Source organism: Escherichia sp. E2586 (assembly GCF_005781105.1).
In the GTDB taxonomy this organism is placed as follows: domain Bacteria; phylum Pseudomonadota; class Gammaproteobacteria; order Enterobacterales; family Enterobacteriaceae; genus Escherichia.
The window spans coordinates 20724-38471 of sequence record NZ_VATN01000035.1 but is presented as its reverse complement, the minus strand read 5'-3'; the positions used below and the strand labels follow the sequence as shown (position 1 = coordinate 38471).

General features: G+C 43.6%; 17 protein-coding genes. 12 read left to right on the top strand and 5 right to left on the bottom strand.

Annotated elements, in window-relative coordinates; translation table 11 throughout:
- Positions 1–126: 126 nt before the first annotated feature.
- Both FEK50_RS22780 and FEK50_RS22775 read right to left on the bottom strand, forming a co-directional pair.
- Entirely contained in the window at positions 127–1548 is a 1422-nt protein-coding gene (locus FEK50_RS22780; RefSeq protein ID WP_130236384.1) for a hypothetical protein, read from the bottom strand.
- Positions 1549–3910: 2362 nt separating this feature from the next.
- Positions 3911–4903 carry a RepB family plasmid replication initiator protein gene (locus tag FEK50_RS22775; protein ID WP_130236391.1) on the bottom strand — a complete coding sequence of 331 codons (993 nt, stop codon included), beginning with the start codon at positions 4901–4903 and terminating at the stop codon, positions 3911–3913.
- A gap of 1018 nt (positions 4904–5921) precedes the next feature.
- On the opposite strand from FEK50_RS22775, the gene FEK50_RS22770 reads away from it, so the two are divergent.
- The 3 genes from FEK50_RS22770 (at position 5922) to flhC (ending at position 8573) form a co-directional block, all read left to right on the top strand.
- Entirely contained in the window at positions 5922–6554 is a 633-nt protein-coding gene (locus tag FEK50_RS22770) for a response regulator transcription factor (protein WP_130209557.1), read from the top strand.
- A 1109-nt stretch (positions 6555–7663) separates the two neighbouring features.
- Positions 7664–8011 (top strand): flagellar transcriptional regulator FlhD, encoded by a 348-nt coding sequence (gene flhD / locus FEK50_RS22765; protein ID WP_130209555.1) that lies wholly within the window; start codon positions 7664–7666, stop codon positions 8009–8011.
- Positions 8012–8021: 10 nt separating this feature from the next.
- Entirely contained in the window at positions 8022–8573 is a 552-nt protein-coding gene (gene flhC, locus FEK50_RS22760; protein WP_130209553.1) for a flagellar transcriptional regulator FlhC, read from the top strand.
- A 122-nt stretch (positions 8574–8695) separates the two neighbouring features.
- Here the strand turns inward: flhC and flgN are convergent, their stop codons facing one another.
- From flgN to flgA, 3 genes are all read right to left on the bottom strand, one after another.
- Complete coding sequence (flgN, locus tag FEK50_RS22755) at positions 8696–9142, bottom strand: flagellar export chaperone FlgN (protein WP_130236383.1); 447 nt, start codon at positions 9140–9142, stop codon at positions 8696–8698.
- 15 nt (positions 9143–9157) lie between these two features.
- Positions 9158–9451, bottom strand: a complete 294-nt coding sequence (flgM, locus tag FEK50_RS22750; RefSeq protein ID WP_130209549.1) for a flagellar biosynthesis anti-sigma factor FlgM — start codon at positions 9449–9451, stop codon at positions 9158–9160.
- Between the two features lie 68 nt (positions 9452–9519).
- Complete coding sequence (gene flgA, locus FEK50_RS22745; RefSeq protein WP_130209547.1) at positions 9520–10218, bottom strand: flagellar basal body P-ring formation chaperone FlgA; 699 nt, start codon at positions 10216–10218, stop codon at positions 9520–9522.
- A gap of 277 nt (positions 10219–10495) precedes the next feature.
- Between flgA and flgB the strand changes: the two genes are divergently transcribed.
- The 9 genes from flgB (at position 10496) to flgJ (ending at position 17690) form a co-directional block, all read left to right on the top strand.
- A complete protein-coding gene (flgB, locus tag FEK50_RS22740) occupies positions 10496–10909 on the top strand; it encodes a flagellar basal body rod protein FlgB (RefSeq protein WP_130209651.1) in 414 nt (137 codons plus the stop codon).
- An 8-nt stretch (positions 10910–10917) separates the two neighbouring features.
- Entirely contained in the window at positions 10918–11322 is a 405-nt protein-coding gene (gene flgC, locus FEK50_RS22735) for a flagellar basal body rod protein FlgC (RefSeq protein ID WP_130209545.1), read from the top strand.
- A gap of 10 nt (positions 11323–11332) precedes the next feature.
- Positions 11333–12046, top strand: a complete 714-nt coding sequence (locus FEK50_RS22730; protein WP_130209543.1) for a flagellar hook capping FlgD N-terminal domain-containing protein — start codon at positions 11333–11335, stop codon at positions 12044–12046.
- Positions 12047–12079: 33 nt separating this feature from the next.
- Positions 12080–13288 (top strand): flagellar hook protein FlgE, encoded by a 1209-nt coding sequence (gene flgE, locus FEK50_RS22725; RefSeq protein WP_130209541.1) that lies wholly within the window; start codon positions 12080–12082, stop codon positions 13286–13288.
- A 9-nt stretch (positions 13289–13297) separates the two neighbouring features.
- Positions 13298–14035: a flagellar basal body rod protein FlgF gene (locus tag FEK50_RS22720; RefSeq protein ID WP_130236382.1), complete on the top strand. Its 738-nt coding sequence runs from the start codon at positions 13298–13300 to the stop codon at positions 14033–14035.
- 23 nt (positions 14036–14058) lie between these two features.
- On the top strand, positions 14059–14841 hold the full coding sequence (gene flgG, locus FEK50_RS22715; protein ID WP_130209537.1) for a flagellar basal-body rod protein FlgG: 783 nt from the start codon (positions 14059–14061) through the stop codon (positions 14839–14841).
- 55 nt (positions 14842–14896) lie between these two features.
- A complete protein-coding gene (locus FEK50_RS22710) occupies positions 14897–15610 on the top strand; it encodes a flagellar basal body L-ring protein FlgH (RefSeq protein WP_130209535.1) in 714 nt (237 codons plus the stop codon).
- Between the two features lie 68 nt (positions 15611–15678).
- A complete protein-coding gene (locus FEK50_RS22705) occupies positions 15679–16740 on the top strand; it encodes a flagellar basal body P-ring protein FlgI (protein ID WP_276319617.1) in 1062 nt (353 codons plus the stop codon).
- Positions 16740–17690 (top strand): flagellar assembly peptidoglycan hydrolase FlgJ, encoded by a 951-nt coding sequence (gene flgJ, locus FEK50_RS22700; protein WP_165382767.1) that lies wholly within the window; start codon positions 16740–16742, stop codon positions 17688–17690. The genes FEK50_RS22705 and flgJ overlap by 1 nt, the downstream gene beginning before the upstream one ends.
- The last annotated feature ends 58 nt before the right edge of the window (positions 17691–17748 follow it).

Genomic DNA, 17748 nt, shown 5'->3' with positions numbered 1-17748 from the left:
CAACGCTAAGTCAGGCATTGCCCATGAGCCCCTGATCAGCAAGTCATCCATAACATCAGGAATAGAGAAAGATATGAGCCAGACATTAGCTGCTCGGGTTCTTATAAATAATCAGTAACAGCCAAATCAACCTGAGCTAATAGACCTTATAAGTTCAGAAGCACTATTCTTATAATTAGTTACTAACTCAATGATCTGTTTAACTTCAAAATAAAGAGAAGGATCAACTACAGGAATAACATCATTACTCTTACATATAAATTTAGTTTTCTCACTACCTGAATAACAACGTTCAGCCTCAGCAAGAATAGATATTACTGAACCGCATTCAATATTGTATTCTATTAAATTTCCATTTAATGAGATAGCAGGGATCCTGAATTTTGATTTGATTTTATCATTACCATCTATTATCAAACCTTTTGATTCAAGATATTTTTCCATTACTGTAACATAATCAGTACCCAATGCTTCCAACCCTGCAACTATCGCAAAGATGTTCTGTATATTATTCTGTATAATCAATGTGTTATCTAATAATTTTTTCGCATATTCTATATATTGCAAGGATGATTTTTGCCACTTTTGATACTCTTCGTTTCTGTTTTCATTTTCCTTTTTTACAACATCTATATATTGATAAATTTCCCTAAAATCCCCCTCTCCCCCATTCAGTTCGAAAATACCAGAAATGCCTCGCGTTATATCGTGCAGTAATATTTTAATTGCTTCATTGAGCTTATCATTTGCTTTCTGGTAACGTTTTGAACGTATTAAAGCTTGTTGGCGAGTTTTCTCTAATTTTTCTGCGATTCGAGCATTAACAACAAAATCACCTTCAATTGTGGATTCAGGGAAGGCCGGATAATGATATTTTTTGATAAGTGACAGAGCGTAAGGTTCTTTGCTTACATCTACCACCTGAACAGGAAATTGAACCAGTATTGGCAGGTCATCGCAATAATGTGATGACGTCTCACTACGAAAAGCTAATGTCCCGTTAATCCCTAATTTTTTTACACAATGGTCATCAACGCTACACATAGTAAAGTATGCGTCTACTAACTGAAACCTCTTCAACAACCGCTGTCGGCAATCAGAATTTTTTGCTATATCCAGCAATCGGCATAATAGCCGGTAGTTGCCGTAACCAGACTTATCATTTGTAGATACCAATAAACTCAAACTGAGACAGGCCTGTGAGACCAGGTGACGCAATGCTTCAACATAGTTTTGTTGAGCAAGTTCTTTTTCTGCGCTTTCAGATAGTTTTGCTATTTGCGAAGATACCATTAATAAACCAGCAATTACCTTCGCTTCTTTTTTCTGCGCCTTGCCAAAATCAGGGCTAATTGTACGCATGATAATATTGAGACAGTTATGAATTGCATAATCAGCAATAGCATCAGCCCTGCTAAAATCGACGTTTACCCCTGCAACATCCAGCTGATATTTTGTCGAATACGTTTCAATTCCATCCAATGCAGCGGTTTCTAAATGACTCATCGCACATACAGTAGAGCATACCTGGACATATTTTTCTGACATATGCGATTTTCTCCCTTCAAAAGGATCGGCACACTAAGCTGATATGTCTTAACACGACTTAACAAGCACAGAACACATCATCAGTTGCGATCCCGACGCTTAATCCTTACGGTTCTTTTATTCAGATTTTCCAACGTTAACGTTAATAAAATAAAAACTGGGTCAAACAGCCATCATGGCAATACTGTCGCAAGGTGAACAGTTCAGTATTTATCTAAACGTTTTTTGCCTACATACCTGAAAAGTACATGAAGGATTATTGGTACATAGTAGCCATTACATTCCGAAATAAAGCTCTTTTCTATCAGGTTGTTGCCTTACTGTAATCTGCCATTTAGTCATGCTGACTTATACAAAGCGATTTCATGTTCTACTGAACCGCCTTTTTCATTCATGATGATTAAAATCTTTCGCCAACCTTCAGTGTAAGCAATCCATTGATTTACTGATTTTTTTCAAAAAATTTCAGGTTGAAATCGTCAACATTAGCATTCGTGTACTTAAGGTTCCTCTGTCAGTCATTAACCATACGTTGGTCCACACCTTTAACAGATACGTTTTATAACAACGTTTCATCATTTAACAATGTTAAGTGAGATTTTTATTGATAAAGCGACCAGGTAGCTATTTGCAGGCAGTAAGAAAAGCGCATCAACAGACTTTATAGCCCAAAAATTTGAGGTCAGAACTCAATCCGTAATTTCCACTTTCAGTTCCGGCGCCAATGAGTCGAGAGTCACAATAGGTATAATGTGTTAACAATCACTGAATGATATTTCAGCCCTCTTCACCCTGGTGATTTCGCCATAGAGAAAACACAAATAAAGCTTTGATTTATAGCGTTTTTTACTACCGATTTCAGGGTGAAATCGACACACGGTTACTCAGTGCAAACTATTATTTCATACATAACTTTATAATTTTTTTTACCAATGAGAAATATGGCAGAAATGGATACTACGTCCACATATCAGCCATATTAAATGGAGTACCTTTCCACATATGACATAAAAAAAGGACTAAGCATCTCGATCAAAGAAAAGCTATCTTCATACAGCGGGCTAAGAACGTAAGGAATGAATTAATAATGACAAGAAGAAAACAATTAAATAGCCTGCTAAAAATCGGGCGACATCATGGGGGAAGCTTTTCAACTTACAGACTGATATGAATCAAAAAAGAATAACACACATATGAATAACAGAATTAAAGGGTAATTAGCCAGAAAAGACGGTTCAAGTTTTGATGTCATTTCTATAAAAGACCAATTCAAATTAATACTATAGATAGTAATCTTATACTCTGGCTGACCAGGATAATGAAGGATTGTCCTTATGATAAACTATAGACAGAACATACTTATTAAGGATAAATAAGCTACAGTGAGTAATAAGCATCTTTAATATGCATGAGCATAAGTATGATCATCACCAGGCTCTAACCTAGAATGCCAGGATATAGTTATCGTTTTGAATTATTTATTGTTTATTCATATATTGATTTTAAATTGCACAAACATTCGTACGCTCAAAAGAGCAAGAAGCCAGAGCTATCAAAGCAATCTGAACCAGATCATGATGCATAAGCTATAGAGAGAACAGATGTTGTAAGAGATATCTTCAGATTAGCTCTGTTATTTTGAAATAACATATAGATATAAAAATACATATGATAAATGATACAGATATAACAGGCACTTTCGTTAATCAGACAACATTATATCCTCATCGCTCAAACCAATATAACAGTGTGTCATAAGCACTTTATCAGCTTTCTTACACTCTTACATGATAACCACGTCCCGAACTTTGGCCTCTGAGCTTTCCTGTCTTTATCTTTTCTTTAGCTGATGTTTCTCAGCATATCAGTACGTTAGTTTCATTTAAATAAACTATAGGCAGCAATATAAACTATAGAGAGTAACATATACTATAGGTAGTAACATAAACTATAGAGAGGGAGTAGTGTCGATTTTTAAGATTAATATAAGCTATAGCGAGTATAAGCACTAAGGCAAAAAACAAGTAACTATCTGATTTATATTGCATTAATAGCATTTGTGTTTACTTTTTAATCTGCTTATTACTTATTATATTTAAATCAGTAATCCTTAACTTGATGCAAACACCATTGAGCAGAGCAAAGGTCGTCAAAATCCTATGTAAAACCAGGCTTAAAAGAAATCAATAGTGATGCAGAACAGCACCACTATTGATGTAAGAATGAGAGGGGATGTATAAAACACATTAATTTTCAGCTAGTTATATAAAAAACTGAAGATATCAGCGTTGCAAAATCGAAAGACACTATCCGATTAAACATAAACTATAGTGAGTATTCAGTCCATTCTACTGACTACAGCTTATGTTTTACGAAGGTTCAAAAGAGCTTCCAAATCTTTGAGATCAATCCCCAGCTTTTCTAGTAACTTAACTTTTTCAATCAGAGAAGGATCAACCGAGTCATTTGTATGCTCAGGTTGTTCATAGGCTTCACTATCAGAGCGGGGAGCTTTTAACTTAGGCCTGCGATAATGCACGTTAAAATACACACTCCGTCCACGTTGCAGCTCCGTGTAATCCAGATATCCGATCTCTTTCAGCTGCTCCATTGCCCTGCGAACCGTCTGATTTTGCGAAAAAACAGGCGATTTCAGGTTTAGCCTGGCGCGCAAACGCGCTATTGAGATAGGTGCAGGATTTTTGGGCAAGCTTTCGATATAGGTGTACAGAGCCTGCGCGGACTCACGCCGCTTAAGCGCGTTTATCGCTTTTAACTGCAACAGAACTTTTCGGTCAAACTGATAAAGCTCAAATAATCGGGGGTCAGCCTGGAGTATGACGATATCTTTAGCTGTGTCGTAGTACGCGGATTGAACCAAATGCGTCGTATATTCTTTAGTCTGGCTGGTAAACGAAATGACTGTCCCGGCAATCCGTTTTAAGGAAGGGCTGATACGTTCACGAAGCTTTTTAGACGATCGGCTTGACGGGATCCCGCAAAGCTTTACAAATTCAACAAACGAAAGCTGAACCTTATCACCTATAACTTTATGTTTTGCAAAAGAATGTATGATTCCCACCCAGGTTTTGAAATCATTGTCCATATCCAGTCGCGGGCCAATGATTTCCACTTTGTCAAAACCCTCAGCCTTAGCAAGTGAGAGTCTGGTCAACTCTTCAGTGGCATCTGTCGTTGAGAGTGTATTTTTTTTACTGTTTTTAAGCGATTTGAGGGTAGGCACAAATACCCCCAGGCGCATTAGCGCAACAGGCTGTACAGTGTTATTAGCGTTCGGAGTAAGAGATACAACTTCTCCTGTTCGCTTATCTACTTCATCAAAAAAATCTTTAATATCAATATCTTTTTCCAAAATCAGCTCCAAGTTTGGGCACCCAGTCCATATAACCGAGCTAATAGCACAAGAAAACAGCTGTTGATATGCTGTGCGTAACCTGTGTATACACCTGTATGAATCTATAAGGGCATCCGTATGTCATTATAAAATAAAGAAAAAATACATTATCGCTATCGTTTAATTTTATAGAGAGTGCTCACTATAGCTTATACAGACTGCAAACTACAGCCTGGGTTTATCTCGCTACAGCATATATGAATGCAGGCTATAGTTTATAATTTACAAACTATAGCTTATCAAGATCGCCCGGAAGTCAATGTTGACGCAGGCTACAGCGATCTGGGATCTATTTAGGATCTTAAAAGGATCTACTTAGGATCAACTACTGTGATCTAAACGAATAAAGTAATTATGAGTAATGAGCAGAAAAGTTCATCGCCAGAACCCGGGAATGACAAGAGACATCAGCTGATTATCTGAAGGTAAAGTGTGCCAGGCAATCATCATCAACCTGAGGCCACATACGATTACTACCGGTACGCATCATCTCGTACGACGGGAAGACGTCCTGTAATACCCTGTAAATAGCGCTGTAGAGATGTGAGAGGCCTCAAAACGTCACAGTACACTGATGTGGTAGCCAATACGGTTCAACTGACTATCAGGCGCTGCTGGAGCAGCATAATCTGTACAGACGAATGAGCACTGTGTGAAGAAAAGTCACAATTGGAAGGTATTAAACAACAAATAAACATCATAAAAAATAACTCAATAGCATTGAACGAATAACAACAACAAAAATTGAGATCATATATTTATAAAAATAAAAACAGAGCTTATTACATTAAGCACATAGTTAGTCATTAATAAATTATCAGAAAAATATAAAAGTAGTTATGAACTATAAATCATATTTCCATCATGACTATATAACTAGTCCTATTTACAATCAATAGGGTTAATCACCTAAAATTTATAAGGTGATCCAGGGATTTGCCGGAAAAGGAAGAAGACAATGAAGAAAATTAGTGTGGTGGTAGCTGATAAATATCCACTGATGTTAAAGGGAATAGTAACATTCTTATCAAAGTATCCATCTATTTATGAAGTATCATCTACCTTCACTGATGCTCTGAGTGCAGCTGAGTATTGTTCACAATATCAGCCAGATGTATTGATTCTTGGTGAGTTCTCTGACGGTCTGGGGGGCATTGAACTTATACGCTGGATACACTCTATGAGAATAAAATCAAAATTAATATCATATATGGAAAAAAAACCATATATAGATGCAAACAAATTCATTGATGCCGGTGCTATGGGGGTTGTCTGGAAGACCAGTCCTCCTGAAAATTTAAACCACGCGATTGAAAATATTTATAATAATACTCATTATTTCGATGATGGTTTGCTTCAGACATCGCCCGTCACAAGAAAACCCGTCCCTTGTAATTTTCTGACTATGCGTGAAAGACAAATTCTGCAACTTATTGCAGATGGGCAAACAAATAAACATATCGCAAAAATTTTGGACGTCAGTAATAAAACTGTTGAAACACACCGCTTAAATCTGATGAAAAAAATGGATGTTCATAGTGGAATTGAACTTCTAAAAGTAGGTCTGAGAATGGGTGTATGTACCATATAGTGTATAAGGGAAAGGTATAGCGCCTGGTAGTTAGTATAAATTTCGCTCGTTTCGGGTGTTTTTAGCTCTATAGGAGTAAGAGCCTGTCCAGGAAAGCGTTGTCAGAATACTGTCACTGTAGTGGTCATATGATTGTGACCACTATTCTACGGCAAGAGCAATAACCGCACTCTGATTCTTCACATGTCAGCCCGCCGTTGGAAAAAGAGAGAGCCGACACAATAGTCGTCGCCCACTACATAACCTCTGTTTTACTGCCAGACCTTGTCTTTAGTCGCTTAACCATTTACGGGACCCCATTTTGTTTCCAGACGTCTGAAGAGCTCTTCATGGCGCTTTTCGTCCTGCTATTCCCTGCTGACTGGTGATGCAGCCCCTGACGTTTTCGTCTGAGATACTCCAGCCAACGTTTATCACTTCACTGTCTTTCCTGTCTGAATAACCTGATATCAACGAAAATCGGCAATGCATACAAAAATGGGTATTTGTCTGATAACTCAACTGAAAGGTGGATGACAGCTTTTAAGAATGAAATCTCTCTAAGCCAGTTGAATTTACTGTAAAGTATCATTTGTTAGTACAAGATACTTAATTACAACTTAAATATCATTAGGAATGTTTTTATAGTACACACGTAACATCTTGTTTATATTAGAATAATATTTTATCATGAAATGATTCCTAAGGTATTTTGATAGCGAGATCATTTGTTTAAAATCTAACTCATGAAATAACTCAACGGCATTTTGCTTTTCTGGAAATAACCCATAGTTATCACCATTCATAAGAGTTATGACATTTTATGTAAAATTGAAATCATCCTCACAGTGCTGTGATGCCATCTCGACCTATCATAAGAGTGGCATGTCTGCGTATATACTATGATTTTTTTCTTTTAAAATAATATGTTAGATGATTTTTTGCACTTAATAGCAGAAAACCATAGGTTTCCCAACACCAGGATATTATTTTGAAGCAGTCATCTTTAAATATTTATCAGTAAGCCAACCTGATGTGTTCAGTAGAATCAGGCGATAATATAATGTTTTATTTTGTGTCTAAATATTAATAGCTGGGCTCAATAAGAGTCTGTCTGGAGAAATAACATAATGAATGCGATTGAACTTTCTGAACAATCACAAGCAATCCATGATTTGAATCTGACTTACCTTTTATTGGCACAACGATTAATTTTGGAGGATAAAATATCTGCCGGCTTCAGACTGGGACTAAATGAAGCGACAATGGAATCTCTGGTGGGATTATCTCTTCCTCAGTTGATTAAATTATCGTCTACCGGACAATTAATTTGTCGTTTACGTATAGACAGTGAAATGATACTTAATTGTTTAACCAGAGATTCAAGGATTGATGCTCTGCAACGTATTCACACTGGAATTATTCTTTCCACAGAATTACTGGATTCATTGTCCGAACAGAAAAACATTGCCATCTGAGGGTACGATTATGAGTGATAAAAGCATTATTAATGAAGTTAAGGATGCTCAAATTGCAATGGAACTGATTAATCTTGGCGCAAGAATGCAGGTTCTTGAAAGTGAAACGAATCTGAGTCGTCGGTGGTTATTAAGACTTTATAAAGAAATTAAAGGGTGTTCGCCTGCAAAAGGTATGCTGCCATTTTCTGCTGACTGGTATATGTCATGGGAACAGAACATTCATTCTTCGATTTTCTATAACATCTATCGCTTTTTGCAAAAGAAAAACTTTGGCCGTCCAGTCGAAGTCATGCTTAAAGCTTACCGACTGTATCTGGACCAGATTCAGAAGGAATCCGGTGAGAAGTCTATCCTGAGCTTAACCAGAGCCTGGACGCTGTTACGCTTCATTGACTGCGGAATGGTAGAATTGACGCGTTGTTGCGGTTGCGGTGGCAGTTTTGTCACAACACCAGGATACAGTTTGCACACCTTTACCTGTAGCCTGTGTTTTCCACCTTCTCGCGCAAGCAAAAAAATGAAAGAACAATCAATTGAACATGTAAGCCATGAGATTTAATGAAAACTAATACGCATATCTTCCTGCCATCTGTGGATTTCAAATGCACAGAATGGCAGGGATGGGGGCGATTATAAAGACGTGGAGTGACAGAGGTTTTCTGGCTGCTATCTTCACCAGACTCATACAGAAATCCGGTAACTATTTCCAACGTGATGATGAGAATGATCGCCGTCTTCTCCATAAAGTGATGGCATATTTCCAGTCTGAACTATTAATTTTCGCAGAGTGGTTACTCTTTCCATATGGATTTCGAGTAATTGATTACTCCTTTGATTCAAATCACTTGCACGACGTAGCACCAAAGTAATCCCTTCCCAACGAGTGGCAAGTCTGGCATTATTTTTATAAGGAATATAAAGCTGTGCATTTTTTTCTGCATGCTTACGTTCTTCATCATAAAAATTAATTGCAGCCAACAAACGACTTTTATTATCAGAGATAACCTGAAGCGAGACTGGATTTATTCTCGCGCGGCTGAGCTGGGAAACTTCTTCCAGCAAGGTACCTTCCAGTTCATCAAGAAGTGTTTGCAATTTAATAAGATTTTTTTCTAACTGATCTTTCACTTTGTTACTCCTGGTTTATGAAAATCGAATAATCTCATCAACCAACCGGGCGGCGATATGATCACTGTCCAGGGTTAATTCACCGGCGGCTATTTGCGCAGAGATTTTGGCGAGGCGGGCGTGGTCTACATCGTTGGAATCATCTGAGGTAAATCTGTCAGACAGATGACTTAATTCAACATGCACACTGGCATCTTGATCGTCGGATCGCAGTGATCCACCCTGCGGTTGAGGCTGACGTGAATCCGTTGATTGTCGGATGTCAGCTCCCTGTACAGGAGAGGTCTGGCAAATACGCTCGATACTCATAGTTATCCTGATTCGAAATAATAATGAATGGGTACTATGTATATCGGCGTACAGGGAAATAACTGAAGTCAGTCGTTCTGGCTGATAAATGCCTTACCGTTACCTACGGCTGTCGCCAGCAGGGTTTGCCCGGAGTGCATTTGTACGCGAAATGACTCTCTGAGGGTTGCATTGTCTAATGCTTTTCCGGTGGTATGAATCTCATAATCATCGCCTTTGGTCATCACATCAACTTTTTCACCTGTGTGGATCACCCATTGCTGGCGTAGTTCGCTGAAAGTCAGAGGATGATTTGGTTGTATCCATCGGGTTGGCGTTGCACCAATAATCTTCTGTGGGTCGAGGATGAGATCGGCTGGAAGATGGTCAATATTCCCTCGTTGTGACTGGATATCATTCTGACTTACCGTTTGCCCAGGTGTAAGTTCATGTGCTGCCAGCCAGTATGTCGCCGTGGCACTTACAGAAACCTGGATGAATTTCTGATGTGTTCCGCAAGAGGCAATAATGCTGTGATTGCCGCTTAGTTTTTTTGTATGGCCAGGTAAACGTAATGCCGGGTTTCCACAAAGTGTTGCCAGTTGAGTGGTAGGGGTCAGGATCGTAACCTGTAATTGTGGCATTCCCTGACTATAAGGGGCCAGCAGCAATGCGATACGCGACGACAGCGACTGACCGGTTGACTGTGAGGCATGAGCCAGGATTGTCAGATTAAGATAAACGATCAGGAAAAGTAATAAAACGAGGGGTAAACGTTTAAATAACATTTGTTATCGACCTTTCGTCAGAAAAGCTTTCGACTTAAGACATGCACAATAATATATCCTGAGAAGCAATTTTTTTACTCGCTAATGTGATGCCGTAAAAGCGTTTGTTTGCAGGATAGACATTTCAAAATATATCAAAGTGTTTTTTGTATGCCATTTTGGGGAACAATCTGGTTAATTGACGTCATTGCTGTCGCATATTTGCGTTATGGTTTTTTCGACCTCTCACCATAAAATGCACCGCAATATTGTTAATAAACAAGAAAGGTTTTATCTCATGCTGGATAAACTCGACAGTGAATTCCGGTTTCAGCAGCATGCGTTGAGTCTGCTGACGCAACGCCAGGGCATCCTTGCTTCTAATATCGCGAATGCTGATACACCAGGATATCTCGCACGGGATATCGATTTTTCGCAACAGTTAAAGGAAGCCGTTAACCGCAGTCAGGCGACTGACAATAATATGAGTCTGACGGTCACCTCTGAAAGACATATTGCTGACAGTACGCATTTAATGACTGATCCACGACCTCTTTATCGTATACCCGATCAACCCAGCGCTGATGGTAATACCGTAGATATGGATCGCGAGCGTGTTAATTTTGCAGATAACTCAGTGAAATATCAGTCCAGTTTAACGTTTCTGACATCACAGATTAAAAACATGATGACGGTTGTTAGTCAGGGATAAATAAAATTATGTCACTTTTAAGTATTTTTGATATTTCCGGTTCAGCGATGGCCGCCCAGTCTCAGCGTCTGAACGTCAGCGCCAGTAATATGGCTAATGCCGACAGTATCGCCGGGCCGGACGGTAAACCATATAAAGCCAAACAGGTCATTTTTAGCGTTGATCATGCTGCGGATCAGGAGATCGGCGGAGTGAAAGTCAGTGATGTGGTGGAAAGCGATGCGCCGGATCGTCTGGTCTATGACCCTGACAACCCTCAGTCAGATAACAAAGGCTATCTCCATATGCCGAATGTCGATGTGGTGGGCGAAATGGTTAATACCATCTCAGCTTCCCGCAGTTATCAGGCCAATGTCGACGTAATGAATACCGCGAAAACCATGATGCTCAAAACACTGACTTTGGGTCAGTAAGGAAATAGTAATGTCGGTTTTACCCGTCATGACACAACGCAGTTCTGCCGCAGTTAATAAAGCCAGTCAAGCAGCAACCAGTAATAGCGCGGCCTCCGCCACCAATGGCAGCAGCGCCGAAGATATTATGAATAACTTTATGCAGTTGCTGGTTGCGCAAATGCAGAATCAGGACCCCACCAATCCGATGGATAACAACCAGCTTACGACTCAGCTGGCGCAGTTTAATACGGCGGCGGGTGTGCAGCAGTTGAACGGCACAGTGAATAGCGTCGGGATGCTGGTCACCAGTATGCAGCAGATGAATGCTGCCGAATGGGTAGGGCGCCAGGTATTGGTAGAAGGTGATACCACTGTTTCTACCGCACAGGGTGGCAATAATCAGTTTGCGCTCTCTGTCAATCAGGATGCGAGCGACGTCACTGTCACGCTGACTGATGATGCAGGAAATGCTTACACCGGAAAATTGAAAGATGTTAAAGCCGGCGTGCATGAATATACCCTGGACGATCTCAGTGATTTCGAGCCTTCCGATCCACGCACAGTAAGCGATACGAATTTTACCGTTTCGTATTCCGCTACCAACCCGGACGGCAGCACTCCTGACATCGTGTCGCTGAAAAAATCAAAAGTAGACAGTGTTTCTTTCACCCAGACAGGGGCTGTTCTGCAGTTAGGTAATGATGAGACGGCCACGCTGGCCAATGTCTATCTCATTGAATAATCAATTTCATTATGTTGTTTTTCGGGAAATAAAATGAGTTTTTCACAAGGTCTTAGCGGGTTAAACGCCGCATCACAGGCGCTGGACGTCGTCGGCAACAATATTGCCAACTCGCAAACTGTCGGGTTTAAGTCCGGCTCTATTTCATTTGCCGACGTGTTTGCAGGTTCGCAAATCGGTATGGGCGTTCAGGTCGCTGGCGTTGATCAGAATTTCAGCGATGGTGTTCTTGGCGCTGGCGCCAGCCCGCTGGATATGGGTATTCAGGGCAATGGCTTCTTCCGTATGGAAACCGAAGCGGGGAAAATATTCTATAGCCGTAACGGTCAGTTTAAGACCGATGCCAATGGCTATATCGTGAACAGTCAGGGGATGCGCCTGAGCGGTTATATGGCCATTGGTACACCGCCAACTGTCCAGGCTGGTTCACCGGTCGGGCCTTTGCAGATCCCAACGGGCGCGATGCCGGCAAAAGCCTCTAATGCAGGTAGCCTGAGCGGTAACCTGGATTCCGGAAATACAAAAATTGATACAGTAACGCATCCGTTTAAAACGACTGATGGCGATTCCTATAACTATTCTACCCAAGTGAATGCGTATGACAGCCAGGGTAATGAGCATGCCATTAATGTTTATTTTGTCAAAACGGCAGATAACACATGGTCCGTCTACTCTAATGACTCTACCGCTCCGGGCGCTACACCGCAAAAACTTGACATAACATTTGATTCCAGCGGAAAGCTCGTTACGACCCCCGCAAATCTGAAAGTCGATGGCGCTTCGTACAACGGTGCCGCAGCACTTAACTTCGATCTCGATTTATCCAAACTGTCGCAGCAGGCTTCCGATAACTCGATGGATAGCCCGGAAACTACGGGTTATGCGCCGGGTACGATGACGGGTTATGTCGTTGGCGATAACGGCCAGATTGTTGCTTCTTACAGCAACGGGCAGCAGCAGTTACTGGGCCAGGTTGTTCTGGCTAACTTCAATAACCCAGGCGGGCTGCAGCCAGCAGGGAACAACTGTTGGTCTGCGAGCCCGGAATCCGGCCAGCCGGTCGTTGGGATTTCTGATACCGGGAACCTCGGTACGCTGCGCGGTAACGCACTGGAAGCCTCAAACGTGGATCTGAGTAAAGAGATGGTCAACATGATCGTCTACCAACGCAACTATCAGTCCAACTCTCAGACCATCAAAACACAGTCTGAAGTCCTGCAAACGCTGGTTAACCTGGGTTAATAGCAAAACATGGATCACGCGATATATACCGCTATGGGGGCCGCAACGGCGGCCCTCGATCGCCAGGCCGTGGTGTCTGATAACCTGGCTAATGCCTCGACGCCGGGGTTTCGCGCACAGATTGCCGCTTATCGTGCCGTTCCGGTAGACGGCCCGTCAATGGCGACCCGCACGCTGGTGACCGAATCGACTCCTGGTAGTGACTACTCCTCGGGAACAGTCGAAAAAACCGACCGCACGCTGGATGTCGCGCTGCCAAAAGAAGGGTGGCTGGCAGTACAACTGCCGGATGGTACCGAAGGTTACACCAAAAACGGCAATATCCAGATGACGGCGGACGGGCAACTGCAAGTCCGTGGTCTGCCACTGATAGGCGATGGTGGTCCGCTGACCGTACCTACTCAGGCAAAGTTAACTATCGCGCCAGACGGCACCATTTCTGCGTTGGGTGCCGGTGAAGAACCGTCAGCCGTAGCGCAAACCGGGCGCATCAAGATTGTCAATGCGCTACCAGGCGAACTACAGCACGGCGATGACGGTGTATTCCATACCCGTGATGCCAGTTCGCTGGCGGCGGATACGAGTCTGCAGCTTATGCCGGGGATGCTGGAAGGCAGCAATGTCAGCCCCGTCAATTCAATGGTGAACATGATCACCACCGCGCGCAGCTTTGAAATGAATATGAAGGTCATCACAACCGTTGATGACAATGAACGTAACGCTAATCAGTTATTGAGCGCCAGCTAATCACTGGTAAGGAGTAATAACGCATGATCCGTTCCCTGTGGATTGCAAAAACGGGCCTGGAAGCACAACAGACCAATATGGATGTTATATCCAACAACCTGGCTAACGTAAGTACCAATGGTTTTAAACGTCAGCGAGCTGTATTTGAAGATCTGTTGTACCAGACGCTACGCCAGCCGGGCGCTCAGTCATCTGAACAAACCACTATTCCTTCCGGTTTACAGTTAGGAACAGGGGTAAGACCGGTGGCCACTGAGCGAATTCATAGCCAGGGCAGCCTGGCCCAGACCAACAACTCGAAAGATGTGGCTATTGAAGGGGATGGATTCCTGCAAGTTATGATGCCGGATGGCACCACAGCGTATACCCGTGATGGTTCGTTCCAGCTTGATCAGAACGGTCAACTGGTGACTTCCAGCGGTTATCCGGTTCAGCCGGCGATAAACGTACCGCAGGATGCAAAATCTATCACCATCGGCAACGACGGTATTGTCAGCGTCACCATTGCCGGGCAGGCGCAGCCACAACAGGTTGGGCAGCTTACCCTGAGTACTTTTATCAATGATACCGGTCTGGAAAGCATTGGTGAAAACCTGTACCGGGAGACGCAATCTTCCGGTGCACCGAATGAAACAACACCTGGTCAGAATGGCGCAGGTACGCTGCGACAGGGCTACGTGGAAACGTCGAACGTCAACGTGGCCGAGGAACTGGTCAACATGATTCAGACTCAGCGTGCCTATGAGATTAACAGCAAAGCTGTCTCTACTTCGGACCAGATGCTGCAGCGTTTAACGCAGCTTTGATTTGTGCCTTTGAGCCGCAGGTGGTTTCGCGGCTTTTTTTTATTATGTGATCGTTATGACCTATCCGATAGATTCTGGCCGCTTACTGCGGCGTCTGTTAACGCATGTTGCCCTGGTCGCGCTTCTTTCAGGATGCGCGTATATCCCTCATAAACCGTTGGTCGAAGGTGCAACATCTGTGACGCCGCAGATCCCGTATCAGCCTGCTAATAATGGCGCGATTTTTCAGCCTGGCGGCACGATGAACTATGGCTTTCAGCCGATGTTTGAAGATCGTCGCCCAAGAAATGTGGGTGATACATTGACCATCGTGTTGCAGGAAAATGTCAGCGCCAGCAAAAGTTCGTCTGCCAATGCTTCTCATGGCGGTTCGACAGGGCTTTCATTCAAGACAATCCCGCACTTTATCGAAGGATTGTTTGGTGGCGATCGGGCTAATACGGAGATCAGCGGTAAAAATGAATTCTCGGGTAAAGGCGGTGCGGCTGCTCGAAATACTTTCAGCGGTACGCTCACCGTCACGGTCAGCGATGTCCTCGCTAACGGCAACCTGCGCGTGGTCGGGGAAAAGCAAATAGCGATAAACCAGGGGACTGAGTTTATCCGTTTCACCGGTGTGGTTAACCCACGGACAATCAGTGGTAGCAATACAGTGGTTTCCACGCAGGTTGCCGATGCGCGTATCGAATATGTTGGTAACGGTTATATCAACGAAGCCGAACAAATGGGCTGGTTACAGCGTCTGTTCCTGAATCTTTCTCCGTTCTAAAGGTGTCGGTGATGAATCGTTATTTTTGGCATAAATTTACCCGTCTGACCGGCCTGTTATTGTTAATTATGCTCTCCCTGTCGGTCAGGGCAGAGCGTATCCGCGATTTGGCTTCGTTGTCAGGTGTGCGTGGTAACTCTCTGATGGGGTACGGTCTGGTCGTTGGTCTGGATGGTACAGGCGACCAGACCATGCAAACACCGTTTACGACGCAGACGCTAAACAACATGCTTTCGCAGCTGGGGATCACCGTCCCGCCTGGGTCGAGTATGCAGTTGAAAAACGTTGCTGCAGTAATGGTAACGGCAGAACTGCCGCCTTTTGCCCGTGCGGGTGAAAAATTCGATGTGGTCGTCTCGTCTATGGGTAACGCCAAAAGTTTGCGTGGCGGCACATTGCTGATGACGCCGCTGAAAGGCGCGGATAATCAGATCTATGCGCTGGCGCAGGGCAATTTGCTGGTTTCCGGCGCCGGAGCTCAGAGCCGCGGAAGCAGCGTACAGGTGAATCAGCTCAACGGCGCACGTATTACCGACGGCGCAACCGTTGAACGTGAAGTACCGATGGATTACGCCAACCAGCGCCCGTTAAAACTGTTGCTTAACGCGAGTGATTTCTCTGTTGCCCAGAAGATTAGCGACACCATTAATCGCCGTTTCTATTCCGCAGCTGTGGCTGAAGATGCGCGGACAGTAAAACTGTATGCGCCAAATGGCGAGGCTGCCAGAGTCCGTTTTCTGGCTGCGGTGATGGATTTGTCACTGAATGTTGGTTCCGGAGATGCTCGCGTCATTATTAACTCGCGTACCGGGTCGGTGGTCATAAACCGCCATGTCACGCTTGATACCTGTGCTGTTGCCCAGGGAGATCTGAGCGTGGATATCGCCCATTCCAGTCAGGTGAGTCAACCGGACACGCCATTGGCTGGCGGACAGACGGTAGTTGTGCCGCAAACTCAAGTCTCTGTTCGTGAGCAGGGCGGTTCTTTGCAACGCGTCAGCACCAGTGCCGATTTAAGCCATGTAGTACGGGCGCTGAACAGTCTCGGTGCGACGCCGAATGATTTGATGGCGATCCTGCAAGCGATGAATGACGCCGGTTGCCTGCACGCACGCCTGGAGATCAATTAATGAACAGCCTGTCAATGATATCTAATGGTGCCGCATTTGATGAACATAGCCTTGACGGGCTTAAGCGGGACGTAAAAAGTAATTCGGCAAACGGTCTGAGAGCCGCGGCACAACAACTCGAAGGGTTGTTTGTACAGATGATGCTGAAGAGTATGCGCGATGCCTCGTTGGGAAGCGGGGCGATGGATTCACAACAGTCCTCGATGTTTACTTCGATGTTCGATCAGCAAATTTCGCAGAACATCGCGCAAACGGGGAAACTTGGCTTTGCGGATCAGATGGTCGCCCAGATGGGCGGTGGTGTTCATCCGCATACCGCCACTTCTCAGCCGTATGTCCCGTCCACGTCGCATTTTAATGCGGCGCTGCCTCATTTACCGGCGCATTCTTTCTCGCTATCGCAATTAGTGCCTCGTTCTGTTCGGGAGCTACCCGAAACGGCACTACGGGAAGGGGGCGGTTTTATTTCACGCCTGCTGCAACCTGCTCTGGCCGTTGCCCGCAAAAGTGGGATCCCGCATCAGCTTATTATTGCGCAGGCCGCGCTTGAATCAGGCTGGGGAAATCGTGAAATCCCAACACAAAGCGGCAAACCCAGCCATAACCTGTTTGGCATAAAAGCCGCATCTGACTGGCACGGTGAAACGACGGAAATAACCACCACCGAATATAAACATGGGGTGGCGAATAAGACCAAAGCGCGATTTAAGGTTTATCCGTCTTATACAGCGGCGCTGGAGGATTACGCGTCATTACTGGTTAATAACCCGCGTTACCGACATGTCTGCAATGCCGTAAAACCAGAGGCGGCGGCAAAAGCGCTTCAGTCAGCCGGTTATGCTACCGATCCTGCATACGCACATAAATTAATTAACATTATTCAACAAGTTAAAGGTCGGGCTGAGCATGCTGTGAATGCCTATAACACGGACCTTTCATCAATATTTTAAATACAGTCTTTAGGGAATTTCACTCAGGCCGATTTATTAGTAAAGCAGCGTTTTTATA